This window comes from Streptomyces sp. ISL-99 (assembly GCF_018614005.1).
In the GTDB taxonomy this organism is placed as follows: Bacteria; Actinomycetota; Actinomycetes; order Streptomycetales; family Streptomycetaceae; genus Streptomyces; species Streptomyces flavidovirens.
In genome coordinates, this window is record NZ_JAGGPC010000002.1 from 135161 (window position 1) to 155113 (window position 19953).

General features: G+C 70.2%; 13 protein-coding genes and 1 pseudogene. 7 read left to right on the forward strand and 7 right to left on the reverse strand.

What is annotated here, in order from left to right; genetic code table 11:
* The first annotated feature begins 95 nt into the window (after nt 1–95).
* Nucleotides 96–2117, forward strand: coding sequence for a thioredoxin domain-containing protein (locus J7E91_RS01010; protein ID WP_214898232.1), 2022 nt, complete (start codon nt 96–98; stop codon nt 2115–2117).
* A gap of 28 nt (nt 2118–2145) precedes the next feature.
* Here J7E91_RS01010 and J7E91_RS01015 read toward each other — a convergent pair whose 3' ends face one another.
* Nucleotides 2146–3363: a glycosyltransferase family 2 protein gene (locus tag J7E91_RS01015; RefSeq protein ID WP_214898233.1), complete on the reverse strand. Its 1218-nt coding sequence runs from the start codon at nt 3361–3363 to the stop codon at nt 2146–2148.
* Entirely contained in the window at nt 3360–4574 is a 1215-nt protein-coding gene (locus tag J7E91_RS01020) for a glycosyltransferase (RefSeq protein ID WP_251014984.1), read from the reverse strand. The genes J7E91_RS01015 and J7E91_RS01020 overlap by 4 nt, the downstream gene beginning before the upstream one ends.
* 514 nt (nt 4575–5088) lie before the next feature.
* Here J7E91_RS01020 and J7E91_RS01025 point away from each other — a divergent pair.
* Nucleotides 5089–6465 (forward strand): glycosyltransferase family 39 protein, encoded by a 1377-nt coding sequence (locus J7E91_RS01025; RefSeq protein WP_308375893.1) that lies wholly within the window; start codon nt 5089–5091, stop codon nt 6463–6465.
* Complete coding sequence (locus tag J7E91_RS01030) at nt 6462–8927, forward strand: galactose oxidase early set domain-containing protein (protein ID WP_214898239.1); 2466 nt, start codon at nt 6462–6464, stop codon at nt 8925–8927. Before J7E91_RS01025 ends, J7E91_RS01030 begins: the two co-directional genes overlap by 4 nt.
* Before the next feature lie 98 nt (nt 8928–9025).
* Here the strand turns inward: J7E91_RS01030 and J7E91_RS01035 are convergent, their stop codons facing one another.
* Complete coding sequence (locus tag J7E91_RS01035; RefSeq protein ID WP_374224594.1) at nt 9026–9664, reverse strand: TetR/AcrR family transcriptional regulator; 639 nt, start codon at nt 9662–9664, stop codon at nt 9026–9028.
* Between the two features lie 352 nt (nt 9665–10016).
* A complete protein-coding gene (locus J7E91_RS01040; RefSeq protein WP_214898243.1) occupies nt 10017–10727 on the reverse strand; it encodes a hemolysin III family protein in 711 nt (236 codons plus the stop codon).
* Nucleotides 10728–10949: 222 nt separating this feature from the next.
* On the opposite strand from J7E91_RS01040, the gene J7E91_RS01045 reads away from it, so the two are divergent.
* Nucleotides 10950–12794 (forward strand): phosphoenolpyruvate carboxykinase (GTP), encoded by a 1845-nt coding sequence (locus J7E91_RS01045; RefSeq protein ID WP_214898245.1) that lies wholly within the window; start codon nt 10950–10952, stop codon nt 12792–12794.
* Nucleotides 12795–12988: 194 nt separating this feature from the next.
* Here J7E91_RS01045 and J7E91_RS01050 read toward each other — a convergent pair whose 3' ends face one another.
* Both J7E91_RS01050 and J7E91_RS01055 read right to left on the reverse strand, forming a co-directional pair.
* Nucleotides 12989–13378 (reverse strand): hypothetical protein, encoded by a 390-nt coding sequence (locus J7E91_RS01050; protein WP_214898247.1) that lies wholly within the window; start codon nt 13376–13378, stop codon nt 12989–12991.
* Nucleotides 13379–13497: 119 nt separating this feature from the next.
* Complete coding sequence (locus J7E91_RS01055) at nt 13498–14709, reverse strand: pyridoxal phosphate-dependent aminotransferase (RefSeq protein WP_214898249.1); 1212 nt, start codon at nt 14707–14709, stop codon at nt 13498–13500.
* Nucleotides 14710–15049: 340 nt separating this feature from the next.
* Here J7E91_RS01055 and J7E91_RS01060 point away from each other — a divergent pair, with 340 nt between their 5' ends.
* From J7E91_RS01060 to mptB, 3 genes and pseudogenes are all read left to right on the forward strand, one after another.
* Nucleotides 15050–15895 (forward strand): serine protease, encoded by an 846-nt coding sequence (locus J7E91_RS01060; protein ID WP_214898252.1) that lies wholly within the window; start codon nt 15050–15052, stop codon nt 15893–15895.
* A gap of 129 nt (nt 15896–16024) precedes the next feature.
* Nucleotides 16025–16670: pseudogene (locus J7E91_RS01065) on the forward strand (trypsin-like peptidase domain-containing protein); the annotation flags it as partial.
* Nucleotides 16671–16721: 51 nt separating this feature from the next.
* Nucleotides 16722–18296, forward strand: a complete 1575-nt coding sequence (gene mptB, locus J7E91_RS01070; protein ID WP_214898253.1) for a polyprenol phosphomannose-dependent alpha 1,6 mannosyltransferase MptB — start codon at nt 16722–16724, stop codon at nt 18294–18296.
* A gap of 34 nt (nt 18297–18330) precedes the next feature.
* Here the strand turns inward: mptB and J7E91_RS01075 are convergent, their stop codons facing one another.
* Nucleotides 18331–19932 carry an amidohydrolase family protein gene (locus tag J7E91_RS01075; RefSeq protein WP_214898255.1) on the reverse strand — a complete coding sequence of 534 codons (1602 nt, stop codon included), beginning with the start codon at nt 19930–19932 and terminating at the stop codon, nt 18331–18333.
* Between the last annotated feature and the right edge of the window lie 21 nt (nt 19933–19953).

A 19953-nucleotide genomic window follows, 5' to 3' on the forward strand; every position in this document is an offset into this window, starting at 1 on the left:
TCCGCCAGCGATGATTCGCGGGACAAGTGTCCTGCTTGACGCGCGTCAGCGCGAGAGAGTCCGGTGATCGGGGAGGGGTCGTGCAGGATGGAGGTATGCCGAACCGACTGGCCCATGAGACCTCCCCCTACCTCCTCCAGCACGCCGACAACCCCGTCGACTGGTGGCCCTGGTCGGCCGGCGCGTTCGAGGAGGCGCGAAGGCGCGGCGTGCCCGTGCTGCTCAGCGTGGGGTACAGCAGCTGCCACTGGTGCCACGTCATGGCTCACGAATCTTTCGAGGACGAGCCGACCGCCGCGTACCTCAACGAGCACTTCGTCAACGTCAAGGTCGACCGCGAGGAGCGGCCGGACGTGGACGCCGTTTACATGGAGGCCGTGCAGGCCGCCACCGGGCAGGGTGGCTGGCCCATGACCGTGTTCCTGACCGCCGACGCCGCGCCGTTCTACTTCGGGACGTACTTCCCGCCCGAGCCCCGGCACGGCATGCCGTCGTTCCGGCAGGTTCTGCAGGGGGTCAGTGCCGCGTGGACCGATCGGCGGGAGGAGGTGGCGGAGGTCGCCGGGAAGATCGTGCGGGATCTGAGTGAGCGCTCGCTCACGTACGGGGCGCCCGAGCTGCCGGGGGAGGAGGAGCTCGCGCAGGCGCTGCTCGCGCTGACGCGGGATTACGACGCCACGCGCGCCGGATTCGGCGGGGCGCCGAAGTTCCCGCCGTCCATGGTGCTGGAGTTCCTGCTGCGGCATTACGCGCGCACGGGGTCCGAGGGCGCCCTGCAAATGGCCGCGGACACCTGTGAGGCGATGGCGCGCGGGGGAATCTACGACCAGCTCGCCGGTGGCTTCTCGCGGTATTCGGTCGACCGCGAATGGGTCGTGCCGCACTTCGAGAAGATGCTGTACGACAACGCGCTGCTGTGCCGGGTGTACGCCCATCTGTGGCGGACCACCGGATCGGAGCTCGCCCGGCGGGTGGCGCTGGAGACCGCGGACTTCCTGGTGAGCGAACTGCGTACGCGCGAAGGCGGATTCGCGTCTGCGCTCGATGCGGACAGCGACGACGGCACGGGCAGACATGTCGAGGGCGCGTACTACGTATGGACGCCCGAGCAGCTTCGCGAGGTGCTCGGTGAGCAGGACGCGGAGTTCGCCGCCCGGCTGTTCGGGGTGACGCAGGAGGGGACGTTCGAGGAGGGCGCGTCCGTGCTGCAGCTCCCCGTGGGGGAGGGGGTGGCGGACGCGGCGCGGGTGGCCGATGTCCGGGCGCGGCTGCTCGCGGCGCGCGGCGGGCGGGAGCGGCCCGGGCGGGACGACAAGATCGTGGCCGCCTGGAACGGGCTGGCGATCGCCGCGCTGGCCGAGACGGGGGCGTACTTCGACCGGCCGGATCTTGTGGAGCGGGCGACCGAGGCCGCCGATCTGCTGGTGCGGGTGCACATGGATGAGGGGGCGCGGCTCGCTCGTACGTCCAAGGACGGGAAGGCCGGGGCGAATGCGGGGGTGCTGGAGGACTACGCCGATGTGGCGGAAGGGTTCCTCGCGCTCGCGGCGGTGTCGGGGGAGGGCGTCTGGCTGGAGTTCGCCGGGTTCCTGCTGGACATCGTCCTCGACCAGTTCGTGGGTGAGGGCGGGACGTTGTACGACACGGCTCACGACGCCGAGACGCTGATCCGGCGGCCGCAGGACCCGACGGACAACGCGACGCCTTCGGGGTGGACGGCGGCGGCGGGTGCGCTGCTTTCGTACGCCGCGCATACGGGGTCGGAGGCGCACCGGAGCGCGGCGGAGCGGGCGTTGGGCGTCGTGAAGGTGCTCGGGCCGCGTGCGCCGCGGTTCATCGGGTGGGGTCTCGCGGTCACCGAGGCGGCGCTGGACGGGCCGCGCGAGGTGGCGGTGGTGGGCGCGGGCGATGATCCGCTGACGAAGGAACTGCGCCGGGTGGCGTTGCTGAGCGGGGCGCCGGGGGTGGTGGTCGCGGTGGGTGAAGTGGGCAGCGACGAGTTCCCGCTGCTGGCGGACCGGGGGGCGGGCGCGTATGTGTGCCGGCACTTCGTGTGCGATGCGCCGACCAGCGACCCGGCGGTGCTCCGGGAACGACTGGGCGAGGCGGTCCGCTAGCCCCGGCCCCCGCCCACCCCCGCCCGCGTCAGCCCCCGCCCGTCGGGTCCGGAAGTGGGGTTTCGAGCGGGACCGGGGCCGGGGCCCGGCGGGTGCGGGACCGGGTCCGGCGGTACAGCCAGCGGTCCACCAGCAGGAAGCGGCCCGCGAAGACCACCACCATGCTGACCGCAGTCGCGGGCACGGGAGCGAGACCGCCCCAGGTGATGATCAGGGCCGCCAGCGGCAGACGGGCGACGAGGTCCGCGTTGCCCACCGCCGCGAAGGTGAGCAGGCGTACCGACCTGCGGCGGTGCCCCCGCCGCAGGCGGTAGAGGAGCGAGTCGACCAGGACGAAGTTCCAGAGGAGCCCCGCCTGGTTGGCGATGATCTCGGCGGGGGCGTAGTGCATGCCGCCCCGCCCGTTGAGCAGCCACAGCAGTGCCAGGTTCGGTACGAACCCGGTCAGGCCGATCAGGCCGAAGACCGCGACCCGCGCCCGGGGGTCCGACGTACGCAGGGTCACCAGGTGGCGCAGGAAGCGCAGGCCCTCCTTCACCGTCGACTTGGACTCACCCGCGTGCCGCTCCCCGAAGGCGTACGGCACTTCGGCGATCCCGCGCGGCCGGCACCGTACCGCCAGTTCGAGGAGGATCTTGTAGCCGAGCGGCTGGAGGCCGTCTTCCCCGGTGGCCGCCCGGTCCACCGCCTCCCGGCGGATGGCGAAGAAGCCGCTCATCGGGTCGGTCAGGCCGCGCAGCGCCCGTGGGAAGAGGGACTTCGTGACGAGCGTGGACGCGCCGGACACCAGCATCCGGTAGCCGCCCGCGAGCCCGGACCGGCTGCCGCCCGCCGCGTACCGGCTGGCGACGACGAGCTCCGCGCCCGTCGACCTGCCCCGCGCGAGCAGCTCGGGCACGAGCTCCGGCGGGTGCTGGAGGTCGGCGTCGATGACGACGATCCAGGGTGCGGTGGAGCGGGCGATGCCCTCGACGACCGCGCCGCCGAGGCCGCCCGTCGCCACCGCCCTGTGGTGCAGGACCACGGGCAGCGGGCTGGACCCCGCCGCGTCCTCGATGACCTCGCACGTGTGGTCCGTCGAGTCGTCGGCGAAGATCACCTCGGCGGTGATGCCGGCCGAGGCCACGGCCGCACCGATCCTGTGCAGAAGCTCCCGGATGTTGCCGGCCTCGTTGAAGGTGGGTACGACGATGGACACATCGAGCGGAGTGTCGAGCGGCGTATCGAGCGGCGGTTCCGCCGTCACCGTGCCTCCTGCTGGGGCTCCAGGTGGGCGCCGATGTGGGAGGTCAGTTCCCAGTCCCTGCGCCCGGTGTACTCGCGCCAGACGGCGCGCAGCGCGGCCGCGGCGAGTACGACGGCGTACACCGGGCCTCCGATCGTCAGCTTCACGTACTGCCACGGACCGATCCGGAAACCGTACTCGCGGCCGAAGTCGTGCAGGGCGACGGCCTCGAAGACCGTCATCGCGGCCATGGGGACCATCGGCAGCCACGCGACGAGCGCGATGGGCAGGGATACGCCGCCGACCCAGGCCAGCAGCAGGCCCAGCGGGATCATGATGCCGGTGGCGGCCTGGAGGAAGGGCGTGGAGAGGGTGTAGCGGGCGAGGAGGCGCTGGCGCCGGCTGGGGAGGCGGCGCCACTCGCCTTTGCGCAGGACTTGCAGGAAGCCCTGGTTCCAGCGGGTGCGCTGCTTGTAGAGGGCGAGGAGCGTGTCGGGTGTCTCCTCGCGGGTGACGAGCGCGGCGTGGTACGCGACGACGACCTTGGCGCCGCGTGAGGACAGCCGTACGCCCAGGTCGCAGTCCTCGGCGAGGCAGTCGCCGTCCCAGCCGCCGGTCTCGCGCAGCAGCGCGGCCCGTACGAAGACGGTGTTGCCGCCGAGTGGGATGAATCCCTTGCGGGCGTGCAGGTGCAGCCGGCTGCGGAACCAGAAGAAGTACTCCAGGCAGTTGCGCAGGCTGTACCAGCTGCTGTCGAAGTTGACGAGCTGTACGCCGCCCTGCACCACGTCCGCGTCGTCGCGGCGGAAGGCGAAGTCGACGTGGCTGAGGAGCTCGGGGTGGACGATGTCCTCCGCGTCGAAGACGCCGACGACGTCGCCCCTGGCGTACGGCAGCGCGGTGTTGAGGGCGCGCGGCTTGTTCTTGGCCTCGTGGTGGTCCACGACGGTCTGCACCATGTGCGGGTGTTCGGCGGCCAGTTGGTGCGCGATGGCCGCGGTGCCCGGGTCGTCGTGGCCGACGATCAGCACGATCTCGAAGCCGGGGTGGTCGATCTTCAGCATGTTCTCGACGGTGTGCCGGAGCACCGTCTCCTCATGTCTTGCCGGGACGAGCAGCGAGAAGGACACCCCGTGGTGTCCGTCGGGTTCGGCGAAGGCGGTGGCTTCCAGCGTCTCGGGCGTGCGCCAGGCGTGGACCATCCACCAGAGCGTGACGCCGGCGGTGGCCATGAGTATGAGCGAGTCCAATAAAAGGACAGCGGAGACCATGTAATTCCCCCCTTGGTCTTCCTCGGTGTTCGGTTGTTTATCTCCCCGTCCGGGAAGCTAGCAGGTCATTGTTTTGTACGGCAACGACGCCTGGACAACACCGCGCCACCACAAGCGGAATCCAAGATTCTTCTTATGTGGCGTGCCCGGTGTGTGCCATGCTGCTGCGGCATGCCCGGGTCCGGGGGGTCGGATCCTGGGAACTGCAGACCAGGGGGGTCTTCAGGGTGGGGGGATCTGCATGAGCAATGCTGTGCTGCGCGCCAATACCCGCAACAATCCTGAATTACGACCTCGTCACGCCGCGTCCACATCTCAGAAAACTCCGGAATCACCGGGCAGGCCGACGTTTCTCAGAGATTTCGCCTGGGTGGCGCCGCTATTGATTGTGGTCGTTTTCGTACGCGCGTGGAACATTGGAAATTTCCCGTTCCCGAATGACGACGAGGGCACATATCTGGCCCAGGCCTGGGCCGTGCGGAACGGGGACCTCGCCCACTACACCTACTGGTACGACCACCCGCCGTTCGGCTGGATACAGCTCGCGGGCCTCTCCTGGCTGCCCGGCTGGCTCTTCCCCGGACTGCCGACGTTCGTCCAGGGCCGCATCGCCATGCTGCCCTTCGTCGCCGCCGGCGCCGTCCTCGTCTTCGTCGTGGGCCGCCGCATCGGCTTCGGCCGCCCCGCCGCCGCGTTCGCCATGCTGCTGTACGGGCTCTCACCGCTCGCCGTGACCCTGCACCGGCAGATCTACCTCGACAACTTCGCGGTCGTCTGGGCGCTGGCCGCCTTCGCGCTCGCACTGTCCCCGCGCCGCCACCTGTGGCACCACATCGCCGCCGGCGGCGCCTTCGCCCTCGCGGTCCTCTCCAAGGAGACGATCGCCGTCCTGCTGCCCGTCGTCCTGGTGACGCTGTGGCACGGCAGCCACCCCAGGACGCGGAAGTTCTCCTTCGCCGGCTTCGGCTCGGGCCTGGTCCTCACCGGCCTCTTCTATCCGCTGTACGCGACCCTCAAGGGCGAGCTGGTGCCGGGCGCCGGCCACGTCTCGCTCATCGGCACGCTCAAGTTCCAGCTCGGCGGACGCGAGGGCAGCGGCTCCGCCTTCGAGGACGGCACCGACGCCAACACCCTCATCCTGGACTGGTTCTCGCGCGACCCCTATCTGCTGGCCGCCGGCTGCGCGGCCGCCGTCATCGGCCTCGCCGTACGCCGCCTGCAGCCCGTCGCCCTCGCCGTCCTGGTGCTGGCCCTGGTCGCGCTGCGCCCCGGCGGCTATCTGCCGCAGATGTACGTCGCCCAGCTGCTGCCCTTCCTCGCGCTCACCGTGACCGGGCTGGTGTGCGCGGTGATCGCTCTGGTCCCGTCCCGCCACCGCGCGCTGCGCCCGGCAGCGGTCACCGCCCTGCTGGCAGTGGCCGCCGTGTTCGTGGCCCCGCACTGGTACCGGCAGGACCGGGACACCGTGCTCGGCGACGACAACGGCGTCTACCACGCGGCCTCCCGCTGGCTGCGCGAGGCGCCGGTCGCCGACCGCGAACGTACGCGCATCGTGACCGACGGCGTGCTGTGGCTGGACGCCGTCGAAGCCGGGTACCGGCCGGGCACCGGCGCCATCTGGCACTACAAGCTCGACCAGGACCCCGCGGTCGCCAGGACGCTGCCGCGCGGCTGGAAGGACATCGACTACGTCGTGTCCACGCCCGCCCTGCGCGGTGAACAGCACAATCTGCCCACGCTGCGCGACCTGTTCGAACACAGTGAGCCGGTCGCGAGCTTCGGGGAGGGGGGCGGCCGGATCGACATTCTCAAGGTCGACCGGCCCGAGGAGCTCCAGGAGGGGGAGGGATGACCCCGTACCACCCGTACCGCCCGTACAGAAGAAGCACGGGAAGAACCAGGCGCGGCAGGAAGCGCCTGTTCCTCACCGCGTTCGCCCTGGTCGCGGCAGGGTTCGGGCTTGCGCCGCTCGACGCCCGGCCCGCCAGCGCCGCGCCGAACCTGATAGTCAATCCCGGCCTGGAAACGCTCGACGCGCAGGGTGAGTTCCCCGAGTGCTTCGAGAAGTCCGGCTGGGGCGACAACGACTTCACCTACACGGTTACGGACGACGCGCACGCGGGGGAACGCGCCCTGCGCATCGACCTCACCCGCCGCACCGACGGCGACCGCAAGGTGATGATGCTGGAGAACGAGTGCGCGCCCAAGGTCACCGAGGGCCATCAGTACGACCTCTCCCTCTGGTACAAGTCGACGTCGCCCGATGTCGCCATGACGCTCTTCCGGCACGACAAGACGGCGGGCTGGGTCTTCTGGGCCGACCTCAACACGCTGCCCCAGAGCGGGACTTACGCCCGTACCGAGGTCCGTACGCCGGTCGTTCCCGCGAACACCGATCAGATCACCTGGGGCGCGGCCCTCTACGGCGTCGGCTCGCTCACCACCGACGACTACGCGATGGTGGACGCGACCGTCGTACCCGAGCCGCCCGTCGACCCCTGCGAGGGCAAGGGCCCGGAGTGCAAGGGCGAGTGGACCGTGCAGACCGCGCCTTCACCGGTGCGCGCCATCCACTCCGTACTGCTGCACACCGGAAAGGTGCTGCTGATCGCCGGCTCCGGCAACGACCGTGACGCCTTCGCCGCGGGCACCTTCAAGTCGTCGGTCTTCGACCCGGTGACCGGCAAATACACCGACATCCCGACGCCCGAGGACTTCTTCTGCGCCGGACACGTGCAACTGCCGGACGGGCGCGTCCTGGTGGTCGGCGGAAACAAGGACTACGCGTCGGCGGACGGGACGGTCGGCTACAAGGGGCTGAAGAGCAGTTACGTCTTCGATCCGAAGGTCAACAAGTACGTCAAGGTCAACAACATGCTGGCGGGCCACTGGTATCCGTCGGCGACCGCGATGGGCAACGGTGACGTCGTCGCACTGGGCGGTCTCGGCGAGGACGCGGCCGGGACGGTCGTCAACGAGCACTTCAGTTACGCGCAGAACAAGTGGCTTCCGATGGGCGAGGCCAAGCAGGCATGGTCCTTCTGGGGCCTGTACCCGGCGATGATCCTGCTCCAGGACGGCCGCCTCTTCTACAGCGGCAGCCACACCTTCGGGGTCGGCCTGCCCGGCACCGGAGCCTCCGTCTACGACTACGACAAGGGCACCATCACCGACGTACCAGGGCTGCGGAAGAAGGACGAGCGCGACCAGTCCGCGTCGCTGCTGCTGCCGCCCGCCCAGGACCAGAAGGTGCTCACGGCGGGCGGCGGCAACCACACCGTCTCGCCCGACGCGCACCGGCTCGTCGACCTCATCGACCTGAAGGCCGCGTCGCCCGAGTACGTCGCCGGGCCGGACCTGCCGCAGGGCAAGTACAAGGACGGCACGTTCCAGAAGGGCGCCGAGGGCAAGGTCTATCTGTCGGCGGTGATCCTGCCGGACGGCAAGGTCCTGGAGACGGGCGGGGCGCTGCACACGTACCGCGAGGACCCGGTCTTCGAGGCGTCGATGTACGACCCGGAGACGAACACGTTCGAGCCGGGACTCGCCACCGACCCCGTGCCGCGTACGTACCACTCCTCGTCCACGCTGCTGCCCGACGGCCGGGTGCTGAGCGTCGGCGACAACCCGGGTGACGGGTCGTTCGACCAGCGGGTGTCCCTCTACAAGCCGCCGTACCTCTTCAAGGGGGCCCGTCCGAAGATCACTTCGGTGGCCTCGCAGAACTGGGCGTACGGCTCGGCGCAGCGCATCACGGTCGACAAGCCGGTGGTGAAGGCCTCCCTGATCCGCCCGGCCGCCGTCACCCACTCGTCCGACCCCAACCAGCGCCTCGTGGACCTGCCGATGACGGTCGACGGCAACACCATCGCCCTCTCCCTCACCAGCAACCCCAACCTGGCGCCGCCCGGCTGGTACATGCTGTCGGTCGTCGACGCCAAGGGCGTGCCCTCGGTGTCGAAGTGGGTGCGGATCGGCCCGCAGGGGCAGGTCGCGGCGGAGCGCGTGCTGAGTTACGCCGACGAGCTGGCGGCGGCGCCGAGGGCGCCGGGGCACGCGGACCACGGGAAGCCGAAGGCCGGGAAGCGGGGCGTGAAGCTGCCCGAGGGGTACGACGGCTGCGACCACGCGTACGGCACGGTCAGCACGTGCGTGCCGTGGACGTTCCCGAAGAAGGTGCCGGTGGCCGACCGGTGCGAGTGGCTGAAGTCGAAGGGGTACGGCGTGCTGGACGTGCGGCGTGACCGGCACGGCCTGGACCGCGACAAGGACGGCAAGGCGTGCGGGAAGGGAGACTTCCGCAAGCGCCGCTGACCGCCCCGGCGCGGCGGCGGATCCGCCGCCGGTTTTCAGCGACCGGCGCCGGCGGCCCGGACCTCAGGTGGTCCGGGCCGCCGGTTCGTCGCCGGGCTTCACAGCCGGAACCCGGCGTTGAGGGTGTCCAGCGTGCGGTCGACGAGGGCGAGCAGGTCGTCCTGCCTGCCGTGCTCGGCCCAGTACACGGTGGTCTCCATCAGGGCGGCGACGAAACCCATCGAGACGACCCGCACTTCGAGATCGTCCGCGTGCCGCCCGGTCCGCTCGGCCACGACCTCGCACAGCTTGCGCCCGGTGACGGACATGCTCTCCATCATGCGCGCGCGTACGGCGGGTACTTCGGTCAGCAGCTTCGAACGCAGCAGCATCTCCTCGGGCTCGTGGGCGAGGGAGTGCCGCAGGGTCTGGGTCACCACGGTGCGCAGGGACTCGACGAGCGGCTCGTCGGCCGGGCGGGCGCGCAGGGCGGATTCCATCAGCGGGTCGTACTCGTCGGTGATGACGATGTCTTCCTTGGCCGGGAAGTAACGGAAGACGGTCGACGGCGAGACCTCGGCGGCCTCGGCGATCTGCTCGACGGTGGTGGCCTCGTACCCCTGCTCGGCGATCAGCCGGTAGGCCGCGGTGCGGATCGCGATCCGGGTCTTGAGCTTCTTGCGCTCGCGCAGGCCCGGGCGGCGGGGCGGCGCGGTGTCGGCGAGGGGGTGGGGGGTGTCGGCGGCCATGCCCGCCATTGTCGGGCATGGCCGCCGGGGTCTCCGGCTGCCGCCGGACGACTGTCAGTGGGGCATGTCACGATGTGTGCGGGGTAGGTGAACGGTCCGTGAATACGGATGGATGTGCGGGCGTGTGCAGGGTGCGGACGCCGGTATGGAAAGGGGGGCAGCCGGGATGCGGGGAATCGTCAACGGGCTGGCCGTGGTCGTGGCGGCGCTGTGCGTCGCGGGTTTCCTGGTGGGCGGCGGGGTCGCCGTGCTCGGGGTGGTGCTGGCGGCGGTCGCGGTCGTGGCATGGCAGGTGGCCGCGGCGTCGAGGCCACGGCCACTGCGGGTGGAGCCGGTGAGGGGACTGGGCGGGCGCGGGCCGTCAGGCCGAATACGCGACCAGCGAGATGCCTACGTAGTGCGCGATGAAGGCGGCCAGGGTCAGTGAGTGGAACACCTCGTGGAACCCGAACCACCGCGGCGACGGGTTGGGGCGCTTGAGGGCGTAGATCACGCCTCCGGCGCTGTAGAGCAGCCCGCCGGTGATGATCAGGACCAGTACGGCGATGCCGCCGGCGCGCATGAAGTCGGGGAGGAAGAAGACCGCGGCCCAGCCCATCGCGATGTAACAGGGGGTGTACAGCCAGCGCGGGGCACCGACCCAGAACACCCGGAAGGCGATGCCCGCCAGGGCCGCCGCCCAGACCGCCCACAGCAGAGTGCGGCCCGTGGAGTCGGGCAGCAGGAGCATCGTGAGAGGGGTGTAGGTACCGGCGATGATCAGGAAGATGTTCGCGTGGTCGAGTCTGCGCAGTACGGCCTCACCGCGCGGCCCCCAGGTGCCGCGGTGGTAGACCGCGCTGATGCCGAAGAGCAGGCAGGCGGTCAGGACGTAGATCCCGCAGGCCACCCGGGCGCGGGTGGAGTCCGCGAGGGCGATGAGCGTCAGACCGGCGACGACCACGGCGGGGAACATCCCGGCGTGGAGCCAGCCGCGCAGCTTCGGTTTGACCGGGGTCGGCAGATCGATTTCGACAGGCCCCTCTCCGGGACCGTCTGGGTTCGTCAGTTGATCGGACTCGGCGGAGGTCATGCGCGCAATATTACCTACGCCACCGTAGGTTACGCCCAGGTAGGGGTGGAAGGAGTGGCCATGCTCACGTGAGAGGTCCCCTGGACATATGGGCGCGCGGCACGGATCATCAGATGAGTGCGGTCGGCACCGGATGAGCGCCAACGAAACAACGTCGTCAAGCATCCGGGTCGCAGCCCCCACGGGGCATACACCTAAAAACACCCTCACTTAGGAGCAACCGTGGCGCGCGAGAACGCGGCTCCCACCACCCTTCCGACGAACCACCAGGAGCTGATCTCCTGGGTCGACGAGATCGCAGCCCTCACCGAGCCGGACCAGGTCGTCTGGTGCGACGGCTCGGAGGCCGAGTACGAGCGGCTCGCCGAGGAACTCGTCGCCAAGGGGACGTTCAAGAAGCTGGACCCGGTCAAGCGCCCGAACTCCTACTACGCCGCCTCCGACCCGAGCGACGTCGCCCGCGTCGAGGACCGCACCTTCATCTGCTCCGAGAAGGAGGAGGACGCGGGCCCGACGAACCACTGGAAGGCCCCCGCGGAGATGCGCGCCATCTTTACGGGAGAAGGAGACAGTTTCCAGGGCGAGAAGGGCGTCTTCCGCGGCTCGATGCGCGGCCGCACCATGTACGTCGTGCCGTTCTGCATGGGCCCGGTCGGCTCACCGCTGTCCGCCATCGGTGTCGAGATCACCGACTCGGCGTACGTCGCCGTCTCGATGCGCACCATGACCCGGATGGGTCAGGCCGTCCTCGACGAGCTCGGCACCGACGGCTTCTTCGTCAAGGCCGTCCACACCCTCGGCGCCCCGCTCGCCGAGGGCGAGGCCGACGTCCCGTGGCCGTGCAACTCGACGAAGTACATCTCGCACTTCCCCGAGGACCGCGAGATCTGGTCCTACGGCTCGGGTTACGGCGGCAACGCCCTGCTCGGCAAGAAGTGCTACGCCCTGCGCATCGCGTCCGTCATGGCACGCGACGAGGGCTGGCTGGCCGAGCACATGCTCATTCTCAAGCTGACGCCGCCGAAGGGTGAGTCGAAGTACGTCGCCGCCGCGTTCCCGTCCGCCTGCGGCAAGACCAACCTCGCCATGCTGGAGCCCACGATCTCCGGCTGGACCGTCGAGACCATCGGCGACGACATCGCCTGGATGCGGTTCGGCGAGGACGGCCAGCTGTACGCGATCAACCCCGAGGCCGGTTTCTTCGGCGTCGCGCCCGGCACCGGTGAGCACACCAACGCCAACGCCATGAAGACCATGTGGGGCAACTCCGTCTTCACGAACGTCGCGCTGACGGACGACGGCGACGTGTGGTGGGAGGGCATGACCGAGGAGGCGCCCGCGCACCTCACGGACTGGAAGGGCAACGACTGGACCCCGGAGTCCGGCACCCCCGCCGCCCACCCCAACGCCCGCTTCACCGTTCCGGCCGGCCAGTGCCCGATCATCGCGCCCGAGTGGGAGGACCCCAAGGGCGTACCGATCTCGGCGATCCTCTTCGGTGGCCGCCGCGCCACCGCCGTGCCGCTGGTGACCGAGTCCTTCAACTGGCAGCACGGTGTCTTCCTCGGCGCGAACGTCGCCTCGGAGAAGACCGCCGCCGCCGAGGGCAAGGTCGGCGAGCTGCGCCGCGACCCGTTCGCCATGCTGCCGTTCTGCGGCTACAACATGGGCGACTACATGGGCCACTGGGTCAAGGTCGGCGCCGACAAGGACCCGGCGAAGCTCCCGAAGATCTACTACGTCAACTGGTTCCGCAAGAACGACGAGGGCAAGTTCGTGTGGCCCGGCTTCGGCGAGAACAGCCGCGTGCTCAAGTGGATCGTCGAGCGCCTGGAGGGCAAGGCCGAGGGCGTCGAGACCCCCATCGGCATCCTGCCGGCCAAGGGCTCCCTGGACACCAAGGGCCTGGACCTCTCCGAGGAGGAGCTGGACTTCCTGCTCACGGTCGACAAGGAGGTCTGGCGCGAGGAGGCCGCCCTGGTCCCCGAGCACCTCAACACCTTCGGCGACCACACCCCGAAGGAGCTGTGGGACGAGTACCGCGCGCTCGTCGAGCGCCTGGGCTGATCCCGGCTCAACTGCCCCAGCTCAACTGAGCTCCGCGGCCGGGCCTTCCTGACATCCGCCCTGACCTGTGGGGTCACCGGCCCGCCGCGGCACAACCCCCGAAGCCCCCTCACGGCTTCGGGGGTTGTTCTTCGTGCCAGGTGAATCAGTGGCACCCGGCCCGTGCGCCGCAGAGGCACGCGGGCCGGGGCCCGTCAGTGGGCTCCGACGAGGCGGAGTTCTTCGAGCGCGGCCGCGTGGGCGTCCATGCGCTCGGCGGCGAGGATCGCGACCGCCGTGTCGGCGCGCGAGGCGGCCACGACCAGCGCGCGGCCCGCGAGCTCGTGCGCGCGGCGGTGGAGTGCGGTCGGGGCCGCGTGGGTGAGGCCGGCGTGCCGGGCCGGCGGGGCGCCGCGCAGCCGGGCGACCTGAGTGGCGATACGGTCGGCCGCCGCGCCGAGGCCCAGCTCGTCTGTGACCGCGAGGAGCGCCGCCAGGTGCCCGGCGAGCTGGATGTCCAGCTCCTCCTCGCGCGAACGGTGCGGGAAGTCGGCCCGGTCGGCGGCCATGCGGTGGACCGACTTGTTGCGGATCGGCTCGTACATGGGGATGGCCTCCTGCCAGGGTCAGGAGACCAGCCTACATTAGATTCTGTCTAAAGTTGAGCCGAGTCGCGGTGACGTCCCGACGCGATCCCGCGCGATCCGGCGCGGTTCGCGCCTGCCTACGGCTGTCCATATCCGTCCAGGAAAGTGCCGATACGCGTCACCGCGTCCGCCAGCTCCTCCACCGCCGGGAGCGTCACGATGCGGAAGTGATCGGGCTCCGGCCAGTTGAAGCCCGTACCGTGCACGACCATGATCTTCTCGGCCCGCAGCAGATCGAGGACCAGCTCCCGGTCGTCCTTGATCTTGTAGACCTTGGGGTCGAGACGCGGGAAGAGGTACAGCGCACCCTTGGGCTTCACGCAGGTGACGCCCGGAATCTGCGTGAGCAGCTCGTACGCCGTGTTCCGCTGCTCCAGGATCCTGCCACCCGGCAGCACCAGGTCCTCGATCGACTGCCGCCCGCCGAGCGCCGTCGCCACCGCGTGCTGCGACGGCATATTGGCGCACAGGCGCATGTTGGCGAGGATCGTGAGCCCCTCGATGTACGACGAGGCATGCGCCTTCGGGCCGCAGACCGCCAGCCAGCCGCTGCGGTAGCCGGCGACGCGGTAGTTCTTCGACAGGCCGTTGAAGGTGAGGGTGAGCAGGTCGGGCGCGATGGCGGCGGTCGGGGTGTGCGTGGCGCCGTCGTACAGGATCCGGTCGTAGATCTCGTCGGAGCAGACGACCAGGTTGTGCCGGCGGGCGATCTCGGTGAGGCCGCGCAGCATCTCGTCGTCGTACACCGCACCCGTCGGATTGTTCGGGTTGATGATGACGATGGCCTTGGTGCGGTCCGTGATCTTGCGCTCGATGTCGGCGAGGTCCGGCATCCAGTCGGCCTGCTCGTCGCAGCGGTAGTGCACGGCCGTGCCGCCCGCCAGCGAGACGGACGCGGTCCACAGCGGATAGTCCGGCGCCGGTACGAGCACCTCGTCGCCGTCGTCGAGCAGTGCCTGCATCGACATCTGGATCAGCTCGGAGACGCCGTTGCCGAGGTAGATGTCCTCTACGCCGAGGTCGATGCCCTTGGTCTGGTAGTGCTGCATGACCGCGCGGCGCGCCGCGAGCAGGCCCTTCGCGTCGCCGTAACCGTGCGCACCCGCGAGATTCCGGAGGATGTCCTCCAGGATCTCGGGCGGGCACTCGAAGCCGAACGCCGCCGGGTTGCCGGTGTTGAGCTTGAGGATGCGGTGACCCGCCGCTTCGAGCCGCATCGCCTCCTCAAGAACGGGGCCGCGGATTTCGTAACAGACGTTGGCGAGCTTCGTCGACTGGATCACCTGCATAACGGCCACCTTACGGGCGCATAACAAGACCCGCTTCGTGTTTTTGGCCACGTGGGCTGACGACCGGGTCCGCCCCGCCCCTGACCTGCGCCGCACGCGGGCTGGACCCGTGGCCCGTACGCCCACAAGACTGATCGCCCTTACGCGAGAACGGGGGGCGATCATGTCGCGCCCACGAGTACGTCAGGCAGGCCTGGGCGGGCCGGCAGGTGGCGCGGCGGGATCGAGCGGGGCCTGATCGCGCTCTTGTCCGGCATGTGGGATCACCTCGACAATGCGCATGACAAAACCGGAGTGGTCGCACTCCGGTCACACAGGTCGTTCAAGAGGGGACCCCCACATGAAGAAGCCTCTCGTCGGCGCGCTCTTGGCCCTGCTGCTCTTCGGAGCGGGAGCGGCGCCGGCGGCCGCGGAGACCCGCAGCAGCCCTCAGCGGGTCCGACCGGCGGTCAAGGCGGTCGACTTCGCCGGAACGGTGGCGCTCAGCAACTGTTCCGGCTCTGTTGTGCGTACGCCCGACTCGCAGCCGGGTGACCCGGCACTCGTACTGTCCAACGGGCACTGCCTGGAGAGCGGCTTCCCGGCTCCGGGGCAGGTCATAGTCGACCAGCCGTCCTCCCGTACCTTCAGCCTGCTCAACTCCACGGGCGCCAGGGTGGCGACGCTCCGGGCGAGCAAGATCGCGTACGCGACGATGACCGACACCGATGCCTCGCTGTACCAACTCACCAGCACCTACGCCCAGATCAAGACCGCACACGGCATCGACGCCCTGCAACTGAGCGCCACGCGCCCGGTGCAGGGCACGTCCATCAAGGTCGTCTCCGGCTACTGGAAGCGGATCTACAGCTGCGCCATCGACGGGTTCGCGTACCGGCTGAAGGAGGGCGCCTGGACCTGGAAGGACTCGGTCCGCTACACCTCCGTGTGCAAGACCATCGGCGGCACCTCGGGCTCTCCGGTGATCGACACGGCCACCGGCAAGGTCGTCGCCGTGAACAACACCGGTAACGAGGACGGCGCGCGCTGCACGGACAACAACCCCTGCGAGGTCGACGAGAGCGGCAACGTGACCGTGCGCAAGGGCATCAACTACGGCCAGCAGACGTACGGTTTCGTCGCCTGCATCGGCGCCGGCAGCAAGCTCGATCTGTCCCGCTCCGGCTGCAACCTGCCCAAGCCGTAAGCGTGTTGGACGCTCCGGAGCGGCTGCCCGGCCGCTCCGGAGCGCGGCAGCATGTCGAAACCCCTTGCTCGGGACATGCGCGTCCCCCAAGAATGCCCATGACGAAAATCGTCGTTCACGGCGTTCGCATCCGCGTCCGAATCCGGGTCCGGTGCCAAGTCCAAGCCCGTCGTCGTCGACTTCGCCGGGACTGTGGCGCTCAGCAACTGCTCCGGATCCGTGGTGCGCATGCCGCACTCGCAGCCGGACGACCCGGCGCTCGTGATGTCCAACGGACACTGCCGACACGGACGTCTCGCTGTACGAACTCACCAGCACCTATGCGCAGATCCGCAGCCAGTACGGCATCAAGGCCCTGGAGCTCAACGCCACCCACCCGGTGAAGGGCCGGTCGGTCAAGGTCGTCTCCGGTTACTGGAAGAAGATCTACAGCTGCGGCGTGGACGGCTTCGCGTACCGGCTGAAGGAGGGCGTGTGGACCTGGAAGGACTCGGTCCGCTACACCTCCTCCGACACCTGCCAGACCATCGGCGGTACGTCCGGCTCACCCGTGGTCGACACCAGGACGGGCAAGGTCGTAGCCGTGAACAACACGTCCAACGAGGACGGCGAGCGCTGCACCGTCAACAACCCCTGTGAGGTCGACCGGCGCGGCAACGTGACCGTCCGCCACGGAGCCCGCTACGCGCAGCAGACGTACGGCATCGTGCGCTGCGTCGCGCACGACAGCAAGATCGACCTGGACCGCAAGGGCTGCAAGCTGCCCAAGCCGTAGCGGTCAGGTGCGCCACCGGCCGTTCACCCCACTCGGATAAGTTGACCGGTCATGGGGACGCTGAGCGCTGTCGGGTACCGCCGGCTGGGTGCCGTCGGATCGGTCGCGGCAGCCGTGGGCGGCATCGCCGCCGGGCGGCTGCCGGCTCGCGACCCGTGGGGGATATGGATCCCCCACGGGTCCGCGACGACCGTGGCGGCCGCTGTCCTGGCGTACCTGGGCCTGACCCTCCTGGTCGTGTCCTGGTGGCGGTACGGGCGGCTGGTCGCCCGGGGCGCGGCGGGCGGGGTGCGCGAAACGCTGGTCACGCTGGTCTGGTGGGCGGCGCCCCTGGTCCTGGCACCGCCGCTGCACAGCGCCGACGTGTACAGCTACATAGCCCAGGGCGCGATGGTCGTCGAAGGCCACGACGTCTATACGTCCGGCCCCTCGGTGCTCGGCCCGGACGAGCTGGGAGCCGACGCCGCGGCGAGCAGCGGCAGGCACTGGACCGACACCCCGGCCCCGTACGGGCCCGTCTTCCTCGTCCTGGCGAAATGGGTGGTGCTGGCCACGGGCGGCCAGACAGTCCCCGCCGTGCTCGGGATGCGGCTCATCGCACTCGCCGCACTCGCCCTGACCGTCTGGGCGGCACTCCGCATCGCCCGCGCCCACGGCGCCAGTGAGACCGGCGCGCTCTGGCTGGGGGCGCTCAACCCGCTGCTGCTGATCCACGTCGTGGGCGGCATGCACAACGACGGCCTGATGATCGCCCTCATGCTGACGGGCGTGGTGTGCGCGCTGCGCGGCCGCTGGGTCCTCGGCAGCGCGGTCGTCGCCCTGGCGATGATGGTCAAGTCGCCGGCCGCCGTCGCCCTGCTCTTCATCGGCGCCCTTGTCGTACGCCGTACCTCCGGCCCGCTCCCCTGGCGCGTCGTCAAGGCGTTCGCCGTCCCGGCTCTGGTGGCGGGGGCGGTCGCCGTGGCCACCACCCTGCTCAGCGGCACCGGCTTCGGGTGGCTGCGGACGCAGAGCGTCGCCGGGACCATCCACACCGCCCTGTCCGCCTCCAGCGACATCGGCCTGGGCGTCGGCGAGCTGACGCACCTGCTGTTCGGCTGGGACCCGCAGCCGGTCAAGAGGGCATTCCAGACTCTCGGCCTGGCCCTCGCACTCGCCGCGATCGGTTACGCCGCCCTGGCGACCTTCCGCAGGGTGCGCCCCTGGCGCGGCGCCCCGCCCCTGCACCCGGTCCACGCCCTGGGCGTCGCCCTGCTGGCCCTGGTCGCACTCTCCCCGATGGTCCAGCCGTGGTACGTCCTCTGGGGCATGGCGGCGATCTCCGCCACCGCCTGGAACGGCAGGCTCGGCCGCGCACTGACGGTGCTGTCCGCCGCCCTGGTCTACGAGACCCATCCCAGTGGCGGCACCCCGTGGTACGGCTTCTGCATCGCGGGCGGCGTGTGCGTGCTGGGCGCGGCAACGCTGTGGCGAGAGCGGCGCGCCGATTCGCCGTCACCGGCGGCGGGGCTCCGGCGTACCGCCGGGCCGGCGAGCGGGTCCGTACGACAACCGTCCGCGCCCATCGGCCTGCCGTCGACGAGGGCGTCGGTCGACGGGGCGAAGAGGACGACTTCGGCGCGGTAGCCGGTCCGCCGCATTCGGCTCCGGAGCCGCGTCCTCAGGCCGTACGCCGCACCGACCGGCCCGCGAGGACGTCCGTCCGCCTCCCGTCCTCGATCACGAACCGGCCGTCGACGAAAACGTGCGGTATGCCCACCGGCAGCGTGCGCGGGGCCTCGAACGTCGAGCCCGCCGCCACCGTGTCCGGGTCGAAGAGGACGAGGTCGGCGCGGTAGCCCTCCCGTACGAGCCCCCGGTCGGGCAGTCGGAGCCGGGCGGCGGGGCGCGAAGTGAGGTGCGCGACGCACTCCTCAAGGGAGAGGACGCCCAGGTCGCGGGCGTAGTGGCCCAGGTAGTGGGGGAAGGTTCCGTACGCGCGCGGGTGCGGCTTGTAGCCCTGGAGGATGCCGTCGCTGCCGCCGGTGTGCACGCGGTGACGCATGATCGCGCGGACGTTCTCCTCGTGACCGACGTGCTGAAGGATCGTCGAGCCGAGGTTGTCGTTGATCAGCAGACGGCGGGCGGTGACCCAGGGGGCCTCGCCGCGCTGAGCGGCGGACTCGGCGATCGTCTTGCCCACACAGCTCGCCATGCCGGGGTCGCTGACGCCCGAGATCTCGATCGTGTCCCACTCGATGGGGACGCCGTGGCAGCCGTCCGCGCCGACGACCTCCATGTGGTGGCGGATCTTCTCGGCGCTCTCGTCGTCCCGGAGGCGGGCGAGGACCGCCTCCGGGCCGCCCTCGCTCGCCCAGCTCGGCAGCATGGCGACGAGCGTCGTGCAGCCGGGCGTGTAGGGGTAGGTGTCGAGGGAGATGTCCGCGCCCTCGTCCAGCGCCTTGTCGAGGAGGGAGAGGAGATCGGGCGCCTTGCCCTTGTTGACCCCGAAGTTCATGGTGGCGTGGGCAAGATGCAGCGCGCAGCCGGCGTTGCGGGTCAGGGTCACCATCTCCTCGTACGCCGCGAGGGCTCCGGCGCCGTACGAGCGGTGATGCGGGCAGTAGTAGCCGTCGTACCGCGCCACCACGCGGCACAGCTCGGTGAGTTCGGCGTCGTCGGCGTACATGCCGGGGGTGTAGGTCAGGCCCGACGACATGCCGACGGCGCCCTGCTCCATGCCCTCGGCGACGAGCTGCTTCATGCGGGTGAGCTCGGCGGGGGTCGCCGGGCGGTCGTCCCAGCCGGTCGCGTACATGCGGACGGTGCCCTGCGGGACGAGGTACGCGGCGTTGACGGCGATGCCCTGGCGGTCGAGCCGGTCGAGGTACTCGCCGACGGTCCGCCAGTCGAAGTCGATGTCGGATCCGTCCCCGTTCCAGCCGGTGATGGCCCTGCGCACCTCGGTGAGCGTGCGGTCGTCGACCGGCGCGTACGACAGGCCGTCCTGGCCGAGGACTTCGAGGGTGACGCCCTGGGCGGCCTTGGCACTGTGGTCGGGATCGCGGAGCAGGGCGAGGTCGCTGTGCGCGTGCATGTCGATGAAGCCGGGGGAGAGGGCCAGGCCGTGCGCGTGCAGCGTGCGGCGCGCGCCGAGCCGTGGCCCGCCGTCGCCCTCCCGCCGGATCGCGGCGATGCGGCCGCCGTCCAGGCCGACGTCGGCGCGGTAGGAGGCACCGCCGGTGCCGTCGATGACGCGGGCGTCACGAATGACGAGGTCCATGGCTGTCGCCTCTCTGCCGAG

What these genes read in the sequence shown, in the direction of transcription:
- J7E91_RS01010 (WP_214898232.1), top strand. Translation starts at nt 96, where the DNA reads ATGCCGAACCGACTGGCCCATGAGACCTCCCCCTACCTCCTCCAGCAC.
- J7E91_RS01020 (WP_251014984.1), bottom strand. Translation starts at nt 4,574, where the DNA reads ATGGCCACCGCCGGCGTCACGCTCTGGTGGATGGTCCACGCCTGGCGC.
- J7E91_RS01030 (WP_214898239.1), top strand. Translation starts at nt 6,462, where the DNA reads ATGACCCCGTACCACCCGTACCGCCCGTACAGAAGAAGCACGGGAAGA.
- J7E91_RS01035 (WP_374224594.1), bottom strand. Translation starts at nt 9,664, where the DNA reads ATGGCGGGCATGGCCGCCGACACCCCCCACCCCCTCGCCGACACCGCG.
- J7E91_RS01040 (WP_214898243.1), bottom strand. Translation starts at nt 10,727, where the DNA reads ATGACCTCCGCCGAGTCCGATCAACTGACGAACCCAGACGGTCCCGGA.
- J7E91_RS01050 (WP_214898247.1), bottom strand. Translation starts at nt 13,378, where the DNA reads ATGTACGAGCCGATCCGCAACAAGTCGGTCCACCGCATGGCCGCCGAC.
- J7E91_RS01055 (WP_214898249.1), bottom strand. Translation starts at nt 14,709, where the DNA reads ATGCAGGTGATCCAGTCGACGAAGCTCGCCAACGTCTGTTACGAAATC.
- J7E91_RS01060 (WP_214898252.1), top strand. Translation starts at nt 15,050, where the DNA reads ATGAAGAAGCCTCTCGTCGGCGCGCTCTTGGCCCTGCTGCTCTTCGGA.
- mptB (WP_214898253.1), top strand. Translation starts at nt 16,722, where the DNA reads ATGGGGACGCTGAGCGCTGTCGGGTACCGCCGGCTGGGTGCCGTCGGA.
- J7E91_RS01075 (WP_214898255.1), bottom strand. Translation starts at nt 19,932, where the DNA reads ATGGACCTCGTCATTCGTGACGCCCGCGTCATCGACGGCACCGGCGGT.